Genomic DNA, 20,252 nt, shown 5'->3' on the forward strand with positions numbered 1-20,252 from the left:
CCCCATATTATTTGAAATAGCTTGGCAACTTGTAGCCTTCATAATCAGGGTTCGAATGGATGTACTTTTGGAATTCATCTGAATGATATCCTTCAATAATGTCTTTGACGAAGGGCTTATCCTTGTTCTTGCTGTCCACAGCGACCACGTTCGTGAACGGATCTGTCATATTTTCAAGCTTTAATGCCGAGGTCAGCTTTATTCCATTCGATACAGCAAAGTTCCCTTGTATAGCCGCAAAATCAACATCCTTCAGTACACGTGGCCCCTGTGCCGGATCGGTAGCAACAAATTGCAGATGATGCGGATTAGAGGTGATGTCGTTCACCGAGGTTTGCAATGGATCGATATTGTCCTTTAACGTAATCCAGCCTACTTCCTTCAAAATATTCAGCGCACGCAGCATATTGACTGGCTCGTTGGGCAGGTTGATTTGGGCTCCATCGCCGATTTCGTCAAGGCTGGTATGCTTGCTGGAGTACAATCCCATTGGAGGAGTCGGGACCTGTACAGCACCAATCAGATCAATATTCTCCCGCTTATTCATAGAATCCAGGTAAAGCGAATGCTGAAACACATTAGCATCAATATCCCCCTTAGCCACGGCTACATTGGGCTGAACACCGTCTGTAAACTCTTTATATGTAATCTTATATCCTTTCTTCTCCAAATATGGAGCCACACCATTCTTAAACTGATCGCTATATGGACCAGGATTAAAGCCGATATGCAGTGTTTTCTTTTCTTCACCCGCAGCATTGCCCGACGTATTCTTGCTGCCGCAGCCTGAAATAAAAAGCACGACTGCTCCCAGCAGCAATATAAATGAAATCCATGGTTTCTTCATTTGATGTCTCCCCCTGCTCCTTGATATCTTCTACTTTTGGTGAGTTAGAATGTTTACAGTCGCTCAAAATACCAAGTAACTTGATGCGTTTTATAGATATTACAATGATTTTTTATTCACTGTCAACAACATTTAATTACGCATCTTCTGCATAACAAATAAGGGATCACAACAGGCGATCCCCTTGTAGGTAAAAACACTTCACAAGTTTGTAATATTATTCCGTTTCAATTATACCCCCTGGGGGTATAATTGATATGAAAATAAAACCCTAAAGGAGCTATTAAATATGAGAATGCAATGGGCTTTGCTCGCTGGTACAGTCATGATGATTTTGAGTGGGTGCGGGAACAGTAACGCGCCAAACCAAGAGCACACGGCAAACAGCAGTCAACAGCACGACACATCGGAGATGAACCATTCCACTTCCAGTGAGCTTCCTGCCGGATTAAAAGAAGCTGAAAATCCAGCCTTCAAAGTTGGTGGTCAAGCGACTATACGAGCTGACCATATGGCAGGCATGAATCGGGCTACTGCCACGATTGTGGGTGCTTATACGACTACTGCTTATACAGTCTCCTATACACCAACCACTGGAGAAGAGAAAGTGAATAATCATAAGTGGGTTATTCATGAAGAGATTAAGGATGCAAGCAGCGAGCCCTATGCACCGGGCACAGAGGTTATCCTTGCAGCAGATCATATGAAGGGGATGGATGGGGCTAAGGCTACCATTGATTCCGCCGAGCCAACGACCGTATATATGGTAGACTATACGCCGACTACAGGAGGAGAGCCTGTCAAAAATCATAAATGGGTGACGGAGAGTGAGCTTTCAGCCCATTAGAACTCTTTCAGCACAGGTCGCTTGTGATAACAAAAGGGAGCCTGGCATCGGCTCCCTTTAACGGCTTTAATTGAGTTTGGACAAACCTACTTCGCCAAATTCAGCTTGGCCTCCTTGATATCATACAAAGTCCCTTCGTTGGAATCTACAAGCTTTTTCATTTGTTTGTTGGCTAGTCCATTTGCAGGCACGATTGCATTAAAAATAACATCATTTTTCTGTAATTGCTCGTTAATTTCATCTACTGAAAAACGGGCTTTACCCAGGGCTGTATTCTTATCATGAACTGGTGCATCTGTAATGAATATGATTGTTTTGGAATTAGAATTTTTGGGAAATTTACTTATAGCTAACTGAATAGCCTCTAATCCCGATTCCTTCAAATCCCCGCCAGCGGAAGGGCGCAGCATATTCAAGTTACCTTTTAACTTATTTTTATCGGTCGTAAACTCCAAAAATTCTAAATCTTTATCTGCCTTCAGATTGATATCCCGAAATGCAACGACAGCAAAATGAGAACCTGCTGGAACGGAATCAACAAAGCCTTTCACCTTCTGTCTCACATAATCCAGCGTCCCTGTCATACTACTCGTAACATCTATGACGAACACAATATCCGTAGATTTGGAGAAGGTGGTGGATATCTTTTTCAGAATCGTTGGATTGGATTGTGATTCGGAAGCATCTTCATTTTCCTCCATTAATTGTTCACTTTCGCTAGTTGTCAAAACCTGCGGTGGAGCAAGGAAAATCACAACGCTCTGAGCTGCAATATTCCACTTCACCTTCGCACCCAGCGCCTCACTAACAAAGCGAATAGGAACCATTACTTTGCCGTTAATGAGTCTTGGCGCCGCATTGAGACGCACTAATTTTCCGTTGATATAGGCATCCCTGGAGCCTACAGTTAACTTGATCGTTGTATTTCCTTTGGTTGCAGTAACGGTCTTGGTAGCTCCATCCCACTTCACTTTCGCCCCAAGCGCCTCAAAAACGGCACGAAATGGCACCAGCATACTTCCGCTAATAGAGGTCGCAGGCTGCTCATATTGTTGCAGTTTACCGTCTATAAACACCTCAACCTGCTGAGCCTTGTTATTATTTATAGGAACAAATTGGGGTACAGACGCTGCCGAATTTCCCGACTGATCGATCATTTTGATATAAAAGTAATATCCACCTGTAGATAAATTCAGGTTACTCAAAGGGTAGCTAAACGTTGTTTCCGGATCGAACTGAATCCGTTTAATTAATTGAGCATCCGCATTTTTGACCATAACATATGAAGTGTACGTGGGTTGAATATTTTTCATCTTCAAACGAACTGAAAATGATGTACTTGAAGAGTTGATTGTAAATGTACCCGGAAAATTTTCTCCAGATGGGATAGACAAAGGGATTTCCGGTGACTCATCAACCGCTTGGTCCACTTTAGGCTCCTCGATCGGCTGGGTTACTTGCGGTTCAATTACTTTCGGTTCATCCACAGGTTGAGCAACTTTGGGTTCACTGGGAGTGGGAATCTCTTTTATATGGGTCTCCACCTCAGGCTGCGTTACTTTCGGCTCCTCCGCAAGTGGAGTTACTGTAGATTCATCGACTGACTGCACAGTCCCTTTCATAGTTATAGCTATAGGAAGTTCTATATGATTTTCTGATCCTGGCCCAGGTGCTGGTCGTGAATCCGCAATCGTAATTGTGGAGTTGGCATAATCGATCGTAAAGTCACCAGAAGGAATTTCAATGTTGTTGCTATACAGACGAATTGGTGTATCAGGCTTAATCGTAAACGGGAGATCAAATTTAAACACTCTGTTTACTCCATTACCATCATCAAGAATAAGCTTAAGCTTATCTCCATCTTTGAATACTGTCGAATTGGCAGCCTGAACACTTTCTGTGCACAAAGTGATCAACCCTACAAATATCGTTAAAAACGAAAGTAGGAACATCATTTTTTTGAGCTTCATTCTTATTTCCCCTTTTAAATCTATATTCTTGTCGGTAAATCATAGCATAGGGTTAGATGAAGTTCATTCCATCTGATTACAGTTATGGATATAGGAACTCACTTTTTCCATCATTCGCGCTCTGTTCAATGTTCATATGTATCTTCTTGGTCCGCTTCTTCAACGTGGCATACGTAATATAGCCGCCTTCAGTGCTTTAGTCCCTTCTTCGCTTTTCAAATAATCCGACGGTGTTTCGTTGCCGAGTGCGGGGACTTTTCGATCCATCCAAATCAGCAAATACTCCCCCATATCGGGCAGCAGCACAATCTGAATCTCCTTGGGAATTTTACTTTTGGCCACTTTTGCTCTTTTAGCCGGATCTACCTGTGCATACCGCTCCTGATAGACCTGAACCATGTTGGCCCAGTTCTCCGGCTTAAACTCTTTCAAATATATGTCTCTCATCTACGAACCCTCCTTAGGGCCTCAGACAACGCTTTTCATGCTGGAGCAACCATTCTTTTCTCCATAGCCCTCCTGCATAGCCCGTTAGTTTCTGATTGGAACCGATAATTCGGTGACATGGAATCACAATGCTCAGCTTATTTTTTCCATTAGCACTGCCTACGGCTCGGATCGCTTTTTCATTTCCAATAGCAAGAGCAATATCTTTATAAGCTGTTGTTTTACCGTACCCCACGGACACCAGAGCATTCCATACTTTTTGCTGAAAATCCGTACCTTCAAAGGCATAAGGAAACATAAACTCAAAGCGCTCACCTTTAAAATACTCGTCAAGCTGGATAGCGCATTCCGCTAATACTTGGATTGGAATCTCTTCTATAGCCCTCGTTAAGAGCTCATTCCGATTAGAGAACATAATAGAATAGACAGCCTCATTTGTGCCCTGTATCTCTATCTCTCCAATCGGCGATACATACTTCATTACGTATAGTTCGCTCATAAGAAGGATACAACCTCCTTCCTTTTCTATTCCCTACTCAACTTTCTATACTCACTAGGAGAACAATGGTTCAAGCTACGAAACGCCTTATAGAAATGGGAGGGACTTTGGAAGCCCGTCTCATAGCAAATCTCAAGATTCGTAAGATTTGTACTTTTAAGAAGATAGGCTGCCTTATCTACTCTTATTTTTTCCAAATACGTGCGCGGGGTTTCGGCGGTTTCCTGTTTAAAGATCCGATCCAAGTAAAAGGAGCTTATTCCGATATGGTCCGCAATATCCTGCAATACAAGTTTTTCCTTGTAATGATTAACCAAGAAGGTTACCACATTCTGCACAAGTCTGATATACGGCGAATGGTCTGTATGGGGCTGGCATCTTTTGCAAGCACGAAAACCCGCCTTTTCCACTTTGTCCAAATCAAAATAAAACTCTACATTTATTTTCTTCGGCTTTTTGGATCGACAGGAAGGTCGGCAGTATATGCGGGTTGTTTTCACAGCGGTAAAAAACAACCCGTCATACTTACGATCACACGCTATAATTTTCTCCCACATTTCTTCAAAAGAAAGACTAAGGTTAGCCATGATCGAATGCTCCGTCCTTTCTATAGTTCATATTCATCTAGCTCAAGGATTTTGCAAAATCCTCATATAAATGTGATGTATCTTGTAGCTCTATCAACTGTTCTGCATTCTTTTGCAAAGCAACTATTATCTTATCAGAAAATGCATTTCCAAAGCTAAACCGTTTAACTCCTAACTGCTGAAGCTGGTGGACATTCGTCAGACCCGGCAGGGATAAAACATTAAGCGGAGCATGGATATGAAACACAACTTCCCTGATCTCTTCATCACGCTTTAATCCTGGAACAAAAATTCCGCTCGCACCACTATCCTCATACGCTTTGGCCCGCTCTATGGTCTCTGAAAGTGGAGTATTCATCTGCAAATATGTATCCGTTCTTGCGTTTATAAAAAACGCTTGAAACCCACGCGCATCCAAGGCCGCTCTAATTTTGGACAATAGGTTACTGTGCAGACCCACTTCTCGAAGTCCCTTTTGCATTTTCAAAGAATCCTCAATATTAATCCCTGCAACTCCCACATCGGCTACCCTTAAAACATGCTCAACAATCGTTGCCGTGTCCTCTCCATATCCTGCTTCAATATCTGCCGACACTGGAATCTGAACATGCTCAACAATCGTCCGAATAATACTTACGTGCTGGTCAAAATCAATAAGCTCTCCATCTGAAAATCCAAACGTATTGGCAATCCCCCAACTCGTCGTACCTATCGCCTTAAAACCTGCTTTCTCCAGAGCCACCGCAGATAGCAGATCCCAGGCGTTCCCTAAAAATAAAAGTTCCTCTAATGTGTGAAGTGCATGAAACTGCTGGATTTTGTTCATAAATATAGCCTCCTGATATGTGATGTAACTCATTTTATCAAGAGGCTATCTTTGTTTCGTCCTCATTCTTGCACTTATGGTCTGTAGGAATCTAGGAACAACTTGGTCCATTTATTCACATATAAATCATAATTTTTGAAAAAAACGGTTATTTAAGCTCTATTCAATCCTATGCTTTTTATCTATACTCTTGCTAAATCCATTCGAGTTAGATGGAAATCTACGCTTTTAGCCTTTCACAATTACATTTTATAGGAGGAGTTATATGTATAAAATAAAGTTCCTTATGATCTTGCTAAGCTTTACTGTAGTCGCTTCTTTCTCTAGCTTGTCCGGCTCTTCACCTAGCAAGGCTTTTGCTGAAGAGAATGGGACTCCGGTGCAGAAAACGATCGATTTAAATGAGGGCTTCGACAACTCAAATGAAGCTAGTATACAGCCATTATCCCTTACCAGCGAAGAAGCTACTAGCCAAGCAGCGGTTACAACTATTGACCATGATGCTAATTTCTCACCTTCAACACTTCAGTTCCTGAAGGCTAATACAGGACTCGACGGTGAGCAGTGGGATAATATTATGAAGCTAGTGAACAAACCAGAGCAAGATTCTTTGAAATGGACTGAATTCTATGGCTATGCTGAAGATATCGGCGATAATCGTGGGTACACCATTGGTATCTTTGGAGCAACAACAGGCGGTTCAAATGATACGGGACCAGATGGCCCGTACTTATTTAAAGCTTTTGATGCTGCTAGTGGAGCTAGCAACCCTTCCATTGCAGGTGGATTAACACGTGCTGGTCTAAAGGGGAAGATGAATGGTTCGATTCTAAAGCTCAGCGATAGCGATAGTGTAATCAAGAAGAAGATCAACGCTCTCCAAAACAATGAAGCTTGGAGAGAAGCCATGTGGCGTACGTTCTATGACACCTATATCGAATATAGTGTACAGCAAGCACATAAACGCGGATTTAATACTGCTCTAACGATTGGATCATTTGTCGACACAGCACTCAATCAAGGCGCTACTGGTGATTCAGGTAGTCTTGAAGGAATCCTCTCACGTTCAGGCAGTAGTACGAATGAGAAGAATTTCATGACTAGCTTCTATGCTAAGCGTACATTGGTTGTCGATACCAACGATTATAACCAACCTCCCAATGGTAAGAATCGTGTGAAACAATGGAGTTCTCTCTTAGCTTCTGGCGAAACAGATCTTAAGAACGCAGATGCAGCCGTGATCAAAGCAACGAATTGGGAACTGAAGTAAATACAATATACGTCATTAGGAGGGCATATCGTATGTCCTCCTTTATTTATTTTCATAAATATTGAGTTGGTGTTGACTACTAACAAGGTCCCATTTTCCCAAACAGTTCCTCTCATCATTCAAATATGTGGGTCGCGTGTGCAAATAGAGAGACTGTCCCAAAAGCCCGAAAGTTGCAAGCTCCTGAAACAGTCTTGTAAAATGGTTATGAAGTCGAAATAAGGCCGTTAGATGATTCGGTAGCCAGATGGAAGTCTACCGCTACTGCGGATATTACGGATTTGTTGCAACGTCAAACGTTGATTGGTAGAGATAATAGATTCCACATCATTCCCACGAATCAGATCATCCAGGTCGGCGATGCTGCGATTGCCTCTAAACACACGGAAGTTACCTCTAAACCGCGTGCCTGTAAAGAGTACCAGTGTAGCATTGCTGCTGGTAGAAAAGAAACGCAGACTTTCGATGCCGTCGAGAATGTTATCGGTATTACGAATGCCTAGGTTTCCTCTGAATACTCTCCTGGAACCCCGAAAATTTTCTTCGTTGTAAACTGTAAGACGTGGATACGTTTGAGATACATATGCTTTGTTGTCCATGTTGTAATTCCTCCTTTCAACTTATCTTATGCCTCACCATCCGATTGGCGCGGGCCTCGCAGCATCCATCTAAAAATGGTTATGTGATTGAATAGAGCGATGCAGACTTGAAAAAGGAACATATGTTCTGTATAATCTAGCTTAGCAATTTGGAAAATCCTGAACTAACGGAGATGCGGACATGGACGATAAATTTATTGAGGAACTACGTGAAATTAGCAGAAACGACAAGCGAAGATCCGAATTTCTTATTAAGGGTATGAAGGAAACACTTCAGGAAAGAAAAGAAAAAAACTTTATCGAAAGATGGATTTGGCGACAAAAAAATAAGAAGCGTATAGCGCGGAAGTTTAAATCCTAGTAGATATAACAACCGAATCTTCATAGCTTCATAGCACTTTACAAGTGCTTAGGTCACAGCTCATTAGGAGGCAGAGTCATGATTGAGCAACTAGTCCCAAACGACGATATATTAAATCAAAATCTATTTTTGGCTGATGAAGTTCGATACCATTTGATCCATCGAATTTGTGAGTCAGAAGGATCAACATGCCTCAAAACGTCCGATAAAAATATGGTCTTTGCTCAATCACCCGGACATAAGGCCTGGTTATGGATCTCACAACAAATCACAGATAATCATAAATTGACCTATATAGGAGAACTCTTACGTTATTTAAAAGGAACCACCCTATCAGGTGTATGTGGTGATGCCGAAACAGTCGAGAAGTTCGCAAATGCTTACGCACAACGTCGTCATGCTGCTCAGGTACATACCCATATGGTCATGGAATCTTATTTCTGTCCTAAATATAAAAAGCCCTCGGGCGTTGAGGGAATGATCCGACAATCCATCCCAGAGGATGTACAATTAGTTGCCCAGTTTCTAGCTGGTTTTTCAGAAGAAGCTTTAGGTAGTTTTATTGATCCGGTTAGTCAAATATCGGTTGCGGAGAAGACCATCGGGACAGGAAATTTGTATCTTTGGATTGTAAATAACATGCCTGTGTCCATGGCTAATATTGCTCACCGCTCGCCGAGACATGCTCGCATTAATGCTGTGTATACCCCGCCTAATTTACGAAAGAAAGGTTTTGCCAGCGGAATGGTATCCGAGCTATGTTCGATTTTGGAAAATGAGCATTTAGTACCCATGCTATATGCAGATTTAAAAAATTCGGTTTCCAATCAAGTTTATAAAAATATCGGCTTTAAGGAAGCCGGCAAAATCACTGATATTACGTTTGAATAAGCCCTCCTACTGCAAGAGAGCATATTATTGTTCATTCAAAATCAAAGAAGACCACAATGTCACCTTCATCACTGGGCCTCCTTTTCACTTATCTATAAGCTTTACTCCGTAACACCCAATTCCGTGTGGACTGAGGATCTTCGTGAAAGTAAATATACAGCCACAATAGCTATAACGACCCCTGCTGCTCCAAACCAGGTGATGGAAGCCAGCGAAACCTGACCAACAACTACACCACCGATCCCAGCTCCGGCCGCCATGGCAAGCTGCATCGTAGACTGATTGAGACTCAGCATCACACCGGAAGATTCAGGCACAAGAGTGACCAAGTTATATTGTTGAGTAGGTCCAGTTGTCCAGGCAGCGAACGACCAAAGGATCAATAAAGCAAATACTGCGATCAGGGAATGAGCGGCGGCAGGAAGTAAAAGCAAGGAAAAGACATGCAACACCATGCCCCCGAATAATGTAAAGGAAATACCCTTTTTATCTGCGCTGTATCCACCGATTTTCGACCCGATCAGGCTGGCAATCCCGAAGGCAAGTAATACTGAGTTTAGCATATTATCCCCTACACCTGATACATTCAGCAAGTACGGTGAAATGTAAGTATACGCGAGGAAATATCCCCCTCCCCAAAAGAAGGTAATCGCCAATCCCAAAGCAACTTCAGGCTTCTTCAGAAGAGCAAATTGCTGTAGTAAGGGAATCGGTTGATCTCCTTTCAAGCGGGGAATCGTCATTGCAATAACAATTAGGGCAATAATCCCTGTCAAAGCGATACCGAGAAATACGGTTTTCCAGCTATATGCAGAAGATATCATTCTTCCAAGCGGCACCCCGATAATCAGCGAGGCTGTAAAACCCATAGTAACTGTAGCAATAGAACTGGCCTGCTTGCCGGCTGGAGCAATCTTCGCAGCAATGCTCAGTGCTGTAACCACAACCATCCCCGCCCCGAGGGCCATAAGAATACGTGCGGCGATAAACATTCCAAAACCCGGCAGAATAAAGGAGAGGGCATTAGCTACTGCAAATAATCCGAGCGAACTCAGGAGCAGCTTGCGTCTGTCCCATTTAGCGGTTACTGCCATCAGAATCGGCGTGCCAATCGCGTAAGCAAGAGAAAAGACTGTAATCAACTGTCCCGCTGCGGACACCGTAATCCCCATGGTTGTCGCAATCTGATCCAAAATGCCTGAGATAATGTATTCGGATGTGCCTACCAAAAAACTAACAATGGCCAAAATATACACTTTCCACGTGCTCTGCATTTTTAAATAACGCCTCTTTTCTTATATTGTTTTTATATTTTTACAAATATCGAAATTAAGACTAAAAAAAATTATGTCATCAGGAACGGGGCATATTTCTGCGCTGCTTCCACATCCAAGCTGTAATAGATAAACGTCCCCTCTTTACGGTATGTGAGCAGCCCCGACTCTGCCATTTGCTTCAGATGATGCGATAGCGTTGAAATAGCTACACTGTTCAGCTTCTCGCCCAGCACAGAGCAGCATTGGCCACTTTCCTCTTTTAGCAGAAGTGCTATCTTGAGACGAGTTGGTTCTCCAAGTGCTTTATATATTTTTACAGCTTGTTGCATTTCCGTTGTATCTTTCACCCTGTTCGGCTCCCTTCTGTTCCAATCTTAATTTCGATGTTTGTCGAAATAAAGTTATCACAAACATTTGTAAAAGTAAACCCGTTTATTATAAAGGTACAGCTTTTTTACACTCTGAGGTGTGAATGATGGTCTTTCTCATCCGATAAATAATCCCCCATCCATAAAGGATGGAGGAAAAAATGATCTGAGTGTAAAGGGAGAATCATGGATGCCGTAGCATTAATTCGGGCTTGCCGTGGGTCTGACAATAATTTCATTAACATCTACATCCGCTGGCTGCTCCATGGCATACAGAATGGAACGGGCTATGGCATCAGGCGAAATCGAAATACGACGGTACTCTTTCATTCCTTGCCGGGCCTCTTCATCTGAAATACTGTCAGCAAGCTCAGATTCAGTTACTCCCGGCGATACCAGCGTCACACGAATATCTCCCCCCACCTCCAAGCGCAATCCTTCAGAGATCGCCCGAACCGCATACTTTGTAGCGCAATACACCGCTGCAGTCGGGGTTACACTATACGCGCCAATAGAGGCGATATTGATAAACTGACCAAATCCTTGCTTTTTCATAATCGGAAGCCCTGCCGCAATCCCATGCAGAACGCCTCGTATATTTACATCAATCATGCGATCCCATTCCTCTACCTTCAGGGCCTCTAATTTTGAAAGAGGCATCACTCCCGCATTGTTCAAAATGACATCCACACGCCCAAATGTTTTTTCCGCGTAGTTAATGAACGCTTCCATCTGGTCCCTCTTCGTCACATCCAGTTGCTGATAATCAGCTGATTCACCTTTAGAACGAATCTCGGATGTCAGAGCCTCCAGTCTCTCTGTGCGTCTGGCCCCTAATATCACATGAGCCCCATGGCGAGCAAGTAAACGGGCAGTAGCTTCACCGATCCCACTGCTTGCCCCCGTAATAGCTACGACTTTCCCTTTAATATCCAACATGCTTATTCCTCCTCTAGTTTAAAATGTCACTGAAAAAAGATAAAATAGATTACTTTTTCTCTTCCCTGTAAAAAACCATCCCTGCATGATACAAGACACCATCTTTGAATTCACCATCTGCCGTAAATCCAGTGTCGTCCACATACTCGATATAGTCATCTTCTACGATGATATAGCTTCCTGTATAGGCACTTTGCCTCTGACCACGTGCTTCATCATAACGACCATTAGGCAAGAGTTCCTGACGGATATTTCCGTCTTCAGTTACCCACATCCCTATATAGGGATGCTGCGAAGCGTGTACACTTTTTTCCGTTTTTTTGCTCTCCATGACTATTTCACTCCTTTGCATTTTTATTTTTTTCTCATTTGCTCATTAGGTGTTGTATCTGCATCTTATTATGAGAGGAATGTCCATCGAGCTGGTAGAAGAATCAGAGCAAATTATTGCCTAATCCTCCAAAGACCCTTAATATGTAATAAACTACTGAAAATGAAAACGGGCTACGTTGAAAGAAGGGATGTGTCACGATGGGGGCAACCAAAATAGAGGGTTCTACCATGGAAAAACAAGCCGAATTGGCAAGGCTTATAGAACGATTTTCAAATCAGGACGGAGTTCTCACTACAGCCATACCTTCGCTTCACTTCGTCCGAAGTTCAAATACAACCGTTCCGGTACATCAAGTCCATGAACCTGCCTTATGTATTGTGGCACAAGGCAGAAAAGTCGTGATGCTCGCAGAGGAAAGCTACCATTACGGCACATCCGACTACCTTGTTGTGTCGGTGGATTTGCCGATCTCGGGGCAGGTCATCCAAGCGTCATCAGAAGCTCCTTATTTGTGCCTCCGGCTCAATTTTGATCCGCATCAGGTTTTGGACCTGATCAAGGAATCTGCTTTTCCCACAAGCCCCATGCCTGATTCCAGACGAGGCTTGTATGTAAGTCAAACCAACTCACTACTGCTGGATGCCGTGGTAAGGCTAGTGCATCTTTTGGAAAACCCGCAAGATGTTCCGGTGCTTGCTCCATTAGTCATTCGTGAGATACTGTATAGGATTTTACAGGGTAATCAGGGGGAATCCTTAAAACAACTGGTCATGACCGGCAGCCATTCCAACCGAATTGCAGAAGTCATAAAGCGGATTAAGCAGGATTATGATAAGCCGTTGCGTATTGAAGAATTGTCCAAACTAGCGAATATGAGTCCTTCGTCACTACATCGTCATTTTAAAGAGGTTACGGCTATGAGCCCCATGCAATATCAAAAACAATTACGTCTACAAGAGTCCCGCCGCCTGTTGTTATCCGAATCAGCGGATGCGGCAGATGTAGGTTTTCAGGTAGGTTACGAGAGTCCCTCACAATTCAGCCGCGAATACGCCCGCTTGTTCGGCCTGCCTCCAATTAGTGATATCAAACGCTTGCGCTCGGATCAGGATCACCAGGCCACTTGAGCACGTTGTTAGATGAACATATGAAACCAATGGTCCTACTAACGCTTATCCCATCATAGATGGCAGGATGTAAAAAAACAGCACAAACAACCGCTCCTCCGGTAGAGACGCGGCTGTTCAATATTTCCTCTATACATGCATTAATACGGATTATCCAGCTTGACGAACAAAGCTCGAATGACATCCTTCTCTGCCGTAGTAAGCTTTTGTCCTGCCTGCCATTGTTGAATCTCTTTCTTGACTTCCTTGGGTTCTCTATAGCTGAGAGCATACCCGATGCTTCCTATACCTTGTGTGCGGTTGGTTTTATCCATATTTGCCAATGCTCGAGTCATCGCAGTTCTGTCTCTTGTAAACAAATCTCCCATAAGGGCAGCATAGCTTTCGCTTAAAGCTCCATCCAATCCTTCAGAAGCTCGGATCAGATTTGGAAAACTTTCCGATAGAATAAAAGCTCGCTGCCTATACAAATATTCGATCATTTCCAGGCTTTGATGTTCATTGTTTTCGTTCATCTTTCCCCATTGGATTCCTGCTAAATGGTCCGTTATATGACGTACTTTTGCTTCATCACTGAGGGAAGAATCCTTATAAAAGGACAGCACAAGCTCCTCTTTACTTTGCTGGGTATGCTGCGTATCGGCTGCAGTTTGCTTAGACTCCCCATGGTTTGCTCCGGACGGCGCCACAGTTTCAGCATCCTGTCCCACTGGCTGGGGAGTACACCCTATGGTTACAGCCAGCATTAGTGCAGTACAAGCTGCAGAAACGAACCCATTCCCTTTTAACATGAATCCACTCTCCTGTCTGAACAAACAATGGTCGTTATAATTGCCCAAAATCCACTCCTATCTTGCTACGCCTGCAACCGTTCATCCATCTAACAAAGGAAGATTCCATCTAGACTTTTACGCGTCACGTCCCACCGTAGGCTTACGGATCACGGAGACGCTCGATTCCCTCACGATCAGACGAGGCTCGAATTGCACACGCTCATAATCCCCAGGTGTCTGTTCCTGAATCCGCTTGAGCAGCAGCTCCGCAGCCAATCGTGCCACCTCTTCCCCCATGATGGAAACTGAGCTGATCTGAGGAGTCGTTACCATAGCCCACAGATTGTTATCAATACCAACTACAGCAACCTCATCCGGCACTTTTACGCCCAAATCCTTAAATCGATTGACGATCCCTATCGCCACCATATCATTAACCGCATAAATAGCATCCGGCATATGTTTCAAGCTGTAAAAATAATCGGCAGCACGCAACCCTGTCTCAAAGGAGAAATCATCACCAAAATAAACGAGTGAAGGGTCCACATGCTGGAGAGACTGCTCATAAGCGAAGTATCTTTCCTCGATTTTGTCCTTCGCAGCGCCTGCATAGGCAATTCTTGTTCTGCCGATTTTAAGCAAATGCTCCATCACGAGTCTTCCCTCTTGCCGGGCCAGACTGACGATATCCGCTTTGACATCTTCGCCCAGCTTCTTGCCATAGTTAATAATGGACACGGGAACGCTAGCTTTGTTAATCAGATCTACCAACATTTTCGGATACGCCAGCGGCATAATGATGAGCCCGTCGACATGCAGCTTCTTGACCTCACGAACTGTTTCAAGCTCCATTCTGGCATTCCCGGCGGTATTGATTTGCACGACACGGTAACCATGCTGCTTGGCGGCCTGCTCTACGGACCAAGCGATTTCTGGAATAATCGCGTTACGAATGTCCGGCACGGCCAGCGCGATTTGTCGTGTCTGACGCACTTTCAAGCTCTGAGCCGAGGTGTTGGGCGTAAACCCCATCTCTTCAATCACTTGCAAAATCAAGGCTTTCGTTCTCGGGCTGATGCCCTCACTATCGTTAATAGCTCTGGAGACAGTCGCAATACCGACTCCTGCCCGCTTGGCTACATCCTCTATGGTTACTTTCTTTTGATCTGTCACGCCCAAAATCCTTTCAAGAACGGAATCGTTTTCTGACTTTCTAAAATAAAGTCTTAATACTGATATTATACCACAGAATGAGTGTCTAAAAATTGAAGTCGTTTTCTTCTTGTCTTTGCTTCACCTGAAAAATCCACAAAATCTCTTTGTATAAAAGCAACGAGCCGAATATAGCACTGTAGTCACAAGTGATTATATTCACAAAAAAAATCAAGTGCTTTTTGTATGAATTTGGTTTGACAATGTGTAAAATTTGTGACATATTATTTTTCGGAAACGTTTCCTAATTCATTCACTTTTATAGAGGCAATGATCATATATTCTTCAAGGAGATGACAAACATGCAAGCATTGAGATGGCATGGAGTAAAAGACTTACGATTGGAAAACATTGAGCAACCCGCCGCTCTGGCAGGAAAAGTAAAAATCAAAGTAGAATGGTGTGGCATTTGCGGAAGTGATCTTCACGAATATGTAGCAGGACCAATCTTTATTCCCCAAGATGCTCAGCATCCATTGACTGGCGAAAAAGCGCCGATCGTAATGGGACATGAATTCTCTGGACAAGTCGTCGAAATCGGCGAAGGTGTAACCAAGATTCAGGTTGGCGACCGTGTCGTTGTAGAACCGGTTTTTGCATGTGGAGAATGTGATGCATGTAAACAAGGCAAATATAATCTTTGCGATAAAATGGGCTTCCTCGGTCTGGCAGGCGGCGGCGGTGGATTTTCTGAATATGTCGCAGCTGACGAGCACATGGTTCACAAAATTCCAGAAAGCGTATCTTTCGAGCAAGGCGCATTGGTAGAGCCTTCGGCCGTTGCTTTGTATGCTGTTCGTCAAAGCCAACTGAAAGTCGGCGATAAAGCTGTAGTATTTGGCGCTGGTCCTATCGGATTGCTGGTTATTGAAGCGTTGAAAGCTTCGGGCGCATCTGAGATTTATGCAGTAGAGCTTTCTGAGGAGCGTAAAGCTAAAGCTGAAGAGTTGGGTGCTATTGTGCTTGATCCTAAGACTTATGATGTGGTGCAAGAGCTGCACAAACGGACCAACGGTGGCGTAGATGTAGCCTATGAAGTCACTGGAGTACCTCCTGTGCTGACTCAAGCTATTGAATCTACTAAAATCAGCGGACAAATCATGATCGTCAGCATTTTTGAAAAAGAAGCTCCGATTAAACCGAACAATATTGTCATGAAGGAACGCAATTTGACGGGTATTATCGGCTACCGTGATGTATTCCCGGCTGTTATCAGCCTGATGGAAAAAGGATATTTCCCAGCCGACAAGCTGGTTACCAAACGCATTAAGCTCGAAGAAGTGATTGAGCAAGGTTTTGAAGGACTCCTGAAAGAGAAAAATCAGGTTAAAATCCTGGTATCTCCGCAAGCTTAATTTAGAAAATAAACCAGATGTCTGCTCTATGCAGACATCTTTTATTATAAAACCGGGTTGCACGGCAAGAGTTCATACGGAATTAAAAAGACAAAACAGCGCTCTCCTACTGTGGCTTCTGCCGTTAAGTGAGAATAGCGCTGTTTTATTATAATCTAGTTTATTGAGTTACATTACTTAGTTACATTTTTCAGAACATCGTCAATCATTTGACTATTTGCAATTGTACCTGTATACAACCAGCTGGAATCCTTGCCAAAATCGTATACATGGCCTTCTTTAACGGCTGGAATTCCCGCCCATACAGGATCTTTTACAATATCTTCTTTACTTACGTTTTTGCTGTTCACGATAAAGACATAATCCGCATCCAGCTCGGCCAGCTTCTCCAGCGATAAATTACTCCAGTTCGCCTTAGCCGTTTTGGAAATCTCCTGTACGACTTGTGGAATCTTGAATCCCAAATCCTTATACAATACATCACCGCTGGATAGATTCTGGTTTACGACATACACGTTTTTATCCGTTACCCATAATGCCGCCGCAGTTTTTTGTCCCACCGTCTGACTCAGCTTGGCTTTAGCCTCTGCTGCTTTTTTGTCGTAGTTGCTCAATGCCTGCTTCGCTTCATTGCTCTTATTCAGCACCTCACCCACGGTCAGCAGTTCTTGACGCCAATCATTGTTCATATTACTGCCTACCACGTAGGTTGGAGCAATTTTAGAGTATTGATTATATTTGTCGCCTTCCACCATGCTCGCACTGTCCATAATGATTAAATCAGGCTTGAAGTTCAGAACCGCCTCAAACGGAAGATCTGAAGCGATGGTAGGAACATCCTTCAGTTCTTTTTGCAAGTAAGCTTGAACTGAATTTTTACCCACCGACCATTGGGCTACCGGTTTAACACCCAACGCCACCAGATGATCCTCCAGATAAGAAGCGATCACACGTTGAGGCTGAGCCGGAATCTTCACCTCATGCCCGAGTGCATCCTTCAGCACCCTTTCCTGTGATGTTGGTTCCGCTGATGTATTATTGTTCCCTTGCGAAGCACCATCGGTTGCCGTAGGACTGGATGTGTCTGAGCACGCGCTGAGCAGCAGGGTAAAACTAAGCAATAAAATAAATGCCATGGAATGCTTTGCGTTTCTATTCATTCGTAAAATCCCTTCATCATAATTTTGATAATGATTATTATCCTCAATACCAGTATGCAGGGCGCCACTTATCGAATCAATGGAACATTCGGACATGCTCAATGGATTATCTAGACGTGTATCTCCCATAAAAGCAGATGAATATAGGCTGTCCCGATAGTGAACCGGGGATACGCCAGTATATTTTTTGAATGCTCGGCTAAAGAAATAGACATCCGGGTACCCCACACTGACAGCAATATCCTGTAAAGTGGCATCCGTCTTCCGCAAAAGCTCCTTCGCCTTGTCCATTCGCAGTTGAATCAAGTACGTAATCGGGCTACAGTCTGTTTGTTTTTTAAATAACCGGGTCAGGTGCCGCGGACTACATTCCAATAATCCGGCCAAACGTTCCAGCGTAATGGACTCCGCGTAACAATCCTGCATAAATCGAATGGCCTGTGTCACGATACCCCGCGCAGAAGTTCGAGCCTTCGGTTCCTGCAATTGCCTCATACATTCATATGCAAAATCATAGAACCGACCCTGAGCCTGAATCTTGGATAGCGCCTCTTGATCCTGCCATGCGTACTTCAGTAGTTGAAGCTTTTGATACAGTATAACCGGATAAGGCGGTGAAAAACCATGAACTATCGAAGGATGATTATACACCGTATGTCCCGATAGTGAAGTCGCTTTATATAGTACAAGGATATATTCAATCCCGCATTGCGAGGGTTTCATATTCAGTACAAAGCCTTTGCTGCCATGCAGTACGTACCCTGAATGTGGCGTATCCTTCCAATCACCATCCAAACGCACGCTACCCTGCAATACAAATACAAAAGCCTGCGCTGGAAGACGATACGGTTGAAGCAACTCTTCTGGCTCCAGTCGAATATGCCGGACATCCATGACACGGATCGACGAGTGGAGCCATAAGGACAGCAGCTCGTTCAGCTCGTCAGCCTCATGCTCCTTACTCGTCCCGGTGTGGGAACCTGTCTGCTTTTTCCGGTCCTGCTTCACTTGTCAAGGCCTCCGCTTCATAAATATCATACTTTGTATCCAAACCAACCTCATTATATATCATCTTTTACTGCGTCTACCATGAGACAAATATTCCTGCACGAAACAAAGTGAATATACCATTTCCATGGTACAATTTGTATAATACAAGATTTAAAATACATAGGGGGTTTGACAGCATGAGCGGTCCCAACGTTGCATTGAGTACAGGAGCTAATGCACCATTCGGTAAGGAAGATACAGTGCGGGTCACCATTACATGGAAGCATGCACCTGCCGAACTGGATGTTAGCTGTTTTATGGTAGGAGCAGACGGAAAGGTTTCCTCAGATGACTATTTCGTTTTTTACAATCAACCCGCTGACCCGCACGGCCATGTACGGTTACAGCGTCCAAATGACAGAACCACTGAGTTTACTGTAGCGCTCCAGGAACTGGAACGAACCGGGGTGGAAAAATGTGTGTTTGCGGCCACACTGGACGGCCCAGGTACTTTTGCCGATGTGGTCGGCTGCTCAGTTACTGCTCAAGGCAAGCAATCCCATATCACCTACAGCATCACCGAAGCCACCAGTGAGACATCGCTTGTGCTGGCAGAAGTGTATCGTCATACGTCTGGCTTCAAGCTTCGCGCAGTTGGGCGTGGTTTCAACGGAGGACTAAAGCCGCTTGCCGAAGCTCATGGTGTGACCGTGGAGGAAACGGAATCGCCAGTGGATACCGTTCAGATGAACATCCCTACATCGGCGATCTTAAGCGCGGTAGGTGCTAAAGCTGGCGGAAAAGAGACTGCCCCCATTAACGCAAGAATTAATCTGCACAAGCAGAATGTACAATTTTCACTGAAAAAGAAAAAAATAGACCGTGAAAAAGCACGTGTAGCGGTTGTATTCGATGCTTCTATTTCTATGTTCAAATTGTACACGGGTGGGACTGTGCAAAAAGCCTGCGAACGTGTGTTGGCTGTAGCCGCCTGTATGGATGACGATGGTGAAATGGATGTATGGTTTTTTGCGGACAAAGCCAAACGTGCTCCAAGCGTCACAGAGAGGAATTTCGAGAATTACATTCATAGGAATTATGCTGAGCCTAGTGAAGATAGTGAGCTGGGGTGGGGCAATAACGAGCCAGAAGTCATGAAGGATATCATACTTAAATACACAAAAGAAGATCCCAACGACATGATCCCGACCTACATTATCTTTTTTAGTGATGGAGGTATTTATGAACAAAAAAAAATAGAACAGCTGCTGATTAAAAGCTCAAGCACTCCGATTTTCTGGCAATTTGTAGGTCTTGGTAAAGCCGATTACGGAATTCTTCGAAAGTTGGATAAGATGCGCGGCCGCGTAGTAGATAATGCAGATTTCTTTGCCTTGGATGACATTGACTCCGTGACAGATGCAGAATTGTACGACCGTCTGCTGAATGAGTTTCCTAGTTGGCTCAAGCAAGTACGGGCTAAAGGAATATTGCGGAGCTAGTTCCCGCCGTAACGCCAATACTGCACCAGATTAACGCCCTCATGCCCCCTGCGTGATCACTTAAATATCAC

At 43.9% G+C, this 20,252-nt stretch carries 20 protein-coding genes; 6 read left to right on the top strand and 14 right to left on the bottom strand.

Translation table 11 applies throughout. The annotated features are described in order from the left end of the window. Positions 1-7: 7 nt before the first annotated feature. Complete coding sequence (locus MKY98_RS18190; protein ID WP_069010487.1) at positions 8-847, bottom strand: MetQ/NlpA family ABC transporter substrate-binding protein; 840 nt, start codon at positions 845-847, stop codon at positions 8-10. A gap of 289 nt (positions 848-1,136) precedes the next feature. Between MKY98_RS18190 and MKY98_RS18195 the strand changes: the two genes are divergently transcribed. Continuing rightward, on the top strand, positions 1,137-1,694 hold the full coding sequence (locus tag MKY98_RS18195) for a YdhK family protein (RefSeq protein ID WP_069010486.1): 558 nt from the start codon (positions 1,137-1,139) through the stop codon (positions 1,692-1,694). 86 nt (positions 1,695-1,780) lie between these two features. On the opposite strand, the gene MKY98_RS18200 is transcribed toward MKY98_RS18195, so the two are convergent. From MKY98_RS18200 to MKY98_RS18220, 5 genes are all read right to left on the bottom strand, one after another. After that, on the bottom strand, positions 1,781-3,664 hold the full coding sequence (locus MKY98_RS18200) for a stalk domain-containing protein (protein WP_069010485.1): 1,884 nt from the start codon (positions 3,662-3,664) through the stop codon (positions 1,781-1,783). 159 nt (positions 3,665-3,823) lie between these two features. Continuing rightward, entirely contained in the window at positions 3,824-4,111 is a 288-nt protein-coding gene (locus tag MKY98_RS18205; protein WP_069010484.1) for an antitoxin Xre/MbcA/ParS toxin-binding domain-containing protein, read from the bottom strand. Between the two features lie 13 nt (positions 4,112-4,124). Further along, positions 4,125-4,610: a methylated-DNA--[protein]-cysteine S-methyltransferase gene (locus tag MKY98_RS18210; RefSeq protein ID WP_069010483.1), complete on the bottom strand. Its 486-nt coding sequence runs from the start codon at positions 4,608-4,610 to the stop codon at positions 4,125-4,127. Positions 4,611-4,636: 26 nt separating this feature from the next. Further along, positions 4,637-5,197 (bottom strand): bifunctional transcriptional activator/DNA repair enzyme AdaA, encoded by a 561-nt coding sequence (locus tag MKY98_RS18215; protein WP_039274368.1) that lies wholly within the window; start codon positions 5,195-5,197, stop codon positions 4,637-4,639. A 37-nt stretch (positions 5,198-5,234) separates the two neighbouring features. Further along, a complete protein-coding gene (locus MKY98_RS18220; protein ID WP_069010482.1) occupies positions 5,235-6,023 on the bottom strand; it encodes an isocitrate lyase/PEP mutase family protein in 789 nt (262 codons plus the stop codon). A 265-nt stretch (positions 6,024-6,288) separates the two neighbouring features. Between MKY98_RS18220 and MKY98_RS18225 the strand changes: the two genes are divergently transcribed. After that, a complete protein-coding gene (locus MKY98_RS18225) occupies positions 6,289-7,293 on the top strand; it encodes a chitosanase (protein ID WP_069010481.1) in 1,005 nt (334 codons plus the stop codon). Positions 7,294-7,520: 227 nt separating this feature from the next. Here the strand turns inward: MKY98_RS18225 and MKY98_RS18230 are convergent, their stop codons facing one another. After that, complete coding sequence (locus MKY98_RS18230) at positions 7,521-7,892, bottom strand: hypothetical protein (protein ID WP_029515541.1); 372 nt, start codon at positions 7,890-7,892, stop codon at positions 7,521-7,523. Positions 7,893-8,331: 439 nt separating this feature from the next. Between MKY98_RS18230 and MKY98_RS18235 the strand changes: the two genes are divergently transcribed. Further along, positions 8,332-9,144 (top strand): GNAT family N-acetyltransferase, encoded by an 813-nt coding sequence (locus MKY98_RS18235; protein ID WP_029515543.1) that lies wholly within the window; start codon positions 8,332-8,334, stop codon positions 9,142-9,144. Between the two features lie 101 nt (positions 9,145-9,245). On the opposite strand, the gene MKY98_RS18240 is transcribed toward MKY98_RS18235, so the two are convergent. The 4 genes from MKY98_RS18240 to MKY98_RS18255 form a co-directional block, all read right to left on the bottom strand. Further along, positions 9,246-10,418, bottom strand: a complete 1,173-nt coding sequence (locus MKY98_RS18240; protein ID WP_069010480.1) for an MFS transporter — start codon at positions 10,416-10,418, stop codon at positions 9,246-9,248. A 71-nt stretch (positions 10,419-10,489) separates the two neighbouring features. After that, complete coding sequence (locus tag MKY98_RS18245; RefSeq protein ID WP_029515545.1) at positions 10,490-10,768, bottom strand: ArsR/SmtB family transcription factor; 279 nt, start codon at positions 10,766-10,768, stop codon at positions 10,490-10,492. Positions 10,769-10,990: 222 nt separating this feature from the next. Then, complete coding sequence (locus MKY98_RS18250; protein WP_069010479.1) at positions 10,991-11,728, bottom strand: SDR family oxidoreductase; 738 nt, start codon at positions 11,726-11,728, stop codon at positions 10,991-10,993. A 49-nt stretch (positions 11,729-11,777) separates the two neighbouring features. Further along, positions 11,778-12,059 carry an Atu4866 domain-containing protein gene (locus MKY98_RS18255; RefSeq protein ID WP_069010478.1) on the bottom strand — a complete coding sequence of 94 codons (282 nt, stop codon included), beginning with the start codon at positions 12,057-12,059 and terminating at the stop codon, positions 11,778-11,780. A 200-nt stretch (positions 12,060-12,259) separates the two neighbouring features. Here MKY98_RS18255 and MKY98_RS18260 point away from each other — a divergent pair, with 200 nt between their 5' ends. Next, positions 12,260-13,189, top strand: coding sequence for an AraC family transcriptional regulator (locus MKY98_RS18260; protein WP_069010477.1), 930 nt, complete (start codon positions 12,260-12,262; stop codon positions 13,187-13,189). A 140-nt stretch (positions 13,190-13,329) separates the two neighbouring features. Here MKY98_RS18260 and MKY98_RS18265 read toward each other — a convergent pair whose 3' ends face one another. Together MKY98_RS18265 and MKY98_RS18270 are read right to left on the bottom strand one after the other, a co-directional pair. Further along, the gene (locus tag MKY98_RS18265; RefSeq protein WP_069010476.1) at positions 13,330-13,980 is read right to left on the bottom strand and encodes a hypothetical protein; all 651 of its coding nucleotides are present in this window, start codon (positions 13,978-13,980) and stop codon (positions 13,330-13,332) included. A 117-nt stretch (positions 13,981-14,097) separates the two neighbouring features. Further along, a complete protein-coding gene (locus MKY98_RS18270; protein ID WP_013311372.1) occupies positions 14,098-15,135 on the bottom strand; it encodes a LacI family DNA-binding transcriptional regulator in 1,038 nt (345 codons plus the stop codon). Positions 15,136-15,476: 341 nt separating this feature from the next. On the opposite strand from MKY98_RS18270, the gene MKY98_RS18275 reads away from it, so the two are divergent. Then, complete coding sequence (locus MKY98_RS18275; RefSeq protein ID WP_029515549.1) at positions 15,477-16,529, top strand: 2,3-butanediol dehydrogenase; 1,053 nt, start codon at positions 15,477-15,479, stop codon at positions 16,527-16,529. 173 nt (positions 16,530-16,702) lie between these two features. Here MKY98_RS18275 and MKY98_RS18280 read toward each other — a convergent pair whose 3' ends face one another. Beyond that, positions 16,703-18,697 carry an AraC family transcriptional regulator gene (locus tag MKY98_RS18280; protein ID WP_081317522.1) on the bottom strand — a complete coding sequence of 665 codons (1,995 nt, stop codon included), beginning with the start codon at positions 18,695-18,697 and terminating at the stop codon, positions 16,703-16,705. Between the two features lie 179 nt (positions 18,698-18,876). Here MKY98_RS18280 and MKY98_RS18285 point away from each other — a divergent pair, with 179 nt between their 5' ends. Next, a complete protein-coding gene (locus tag MKY98_RS18285) occupies positions 18,877-20,181 on the top strand; it encodes a VWA domain-containing protein (protein ID WP_069010475.1) in 1,305 nt (434 codons plus the stop codon). The last annotated feature ends 71 nt before the right edge of the window (positions 20,182-20,252 follow it).

The organism is Paenibacillus sp. FSL M8-0228 (assembly GCF_038007385.1).
Lineage (GTDB): Bacteria > Bacillota > Bacilli > Paenibacillales > Paenibacillaceae > Paenibacillus > Paenibacillus polymyxa_D.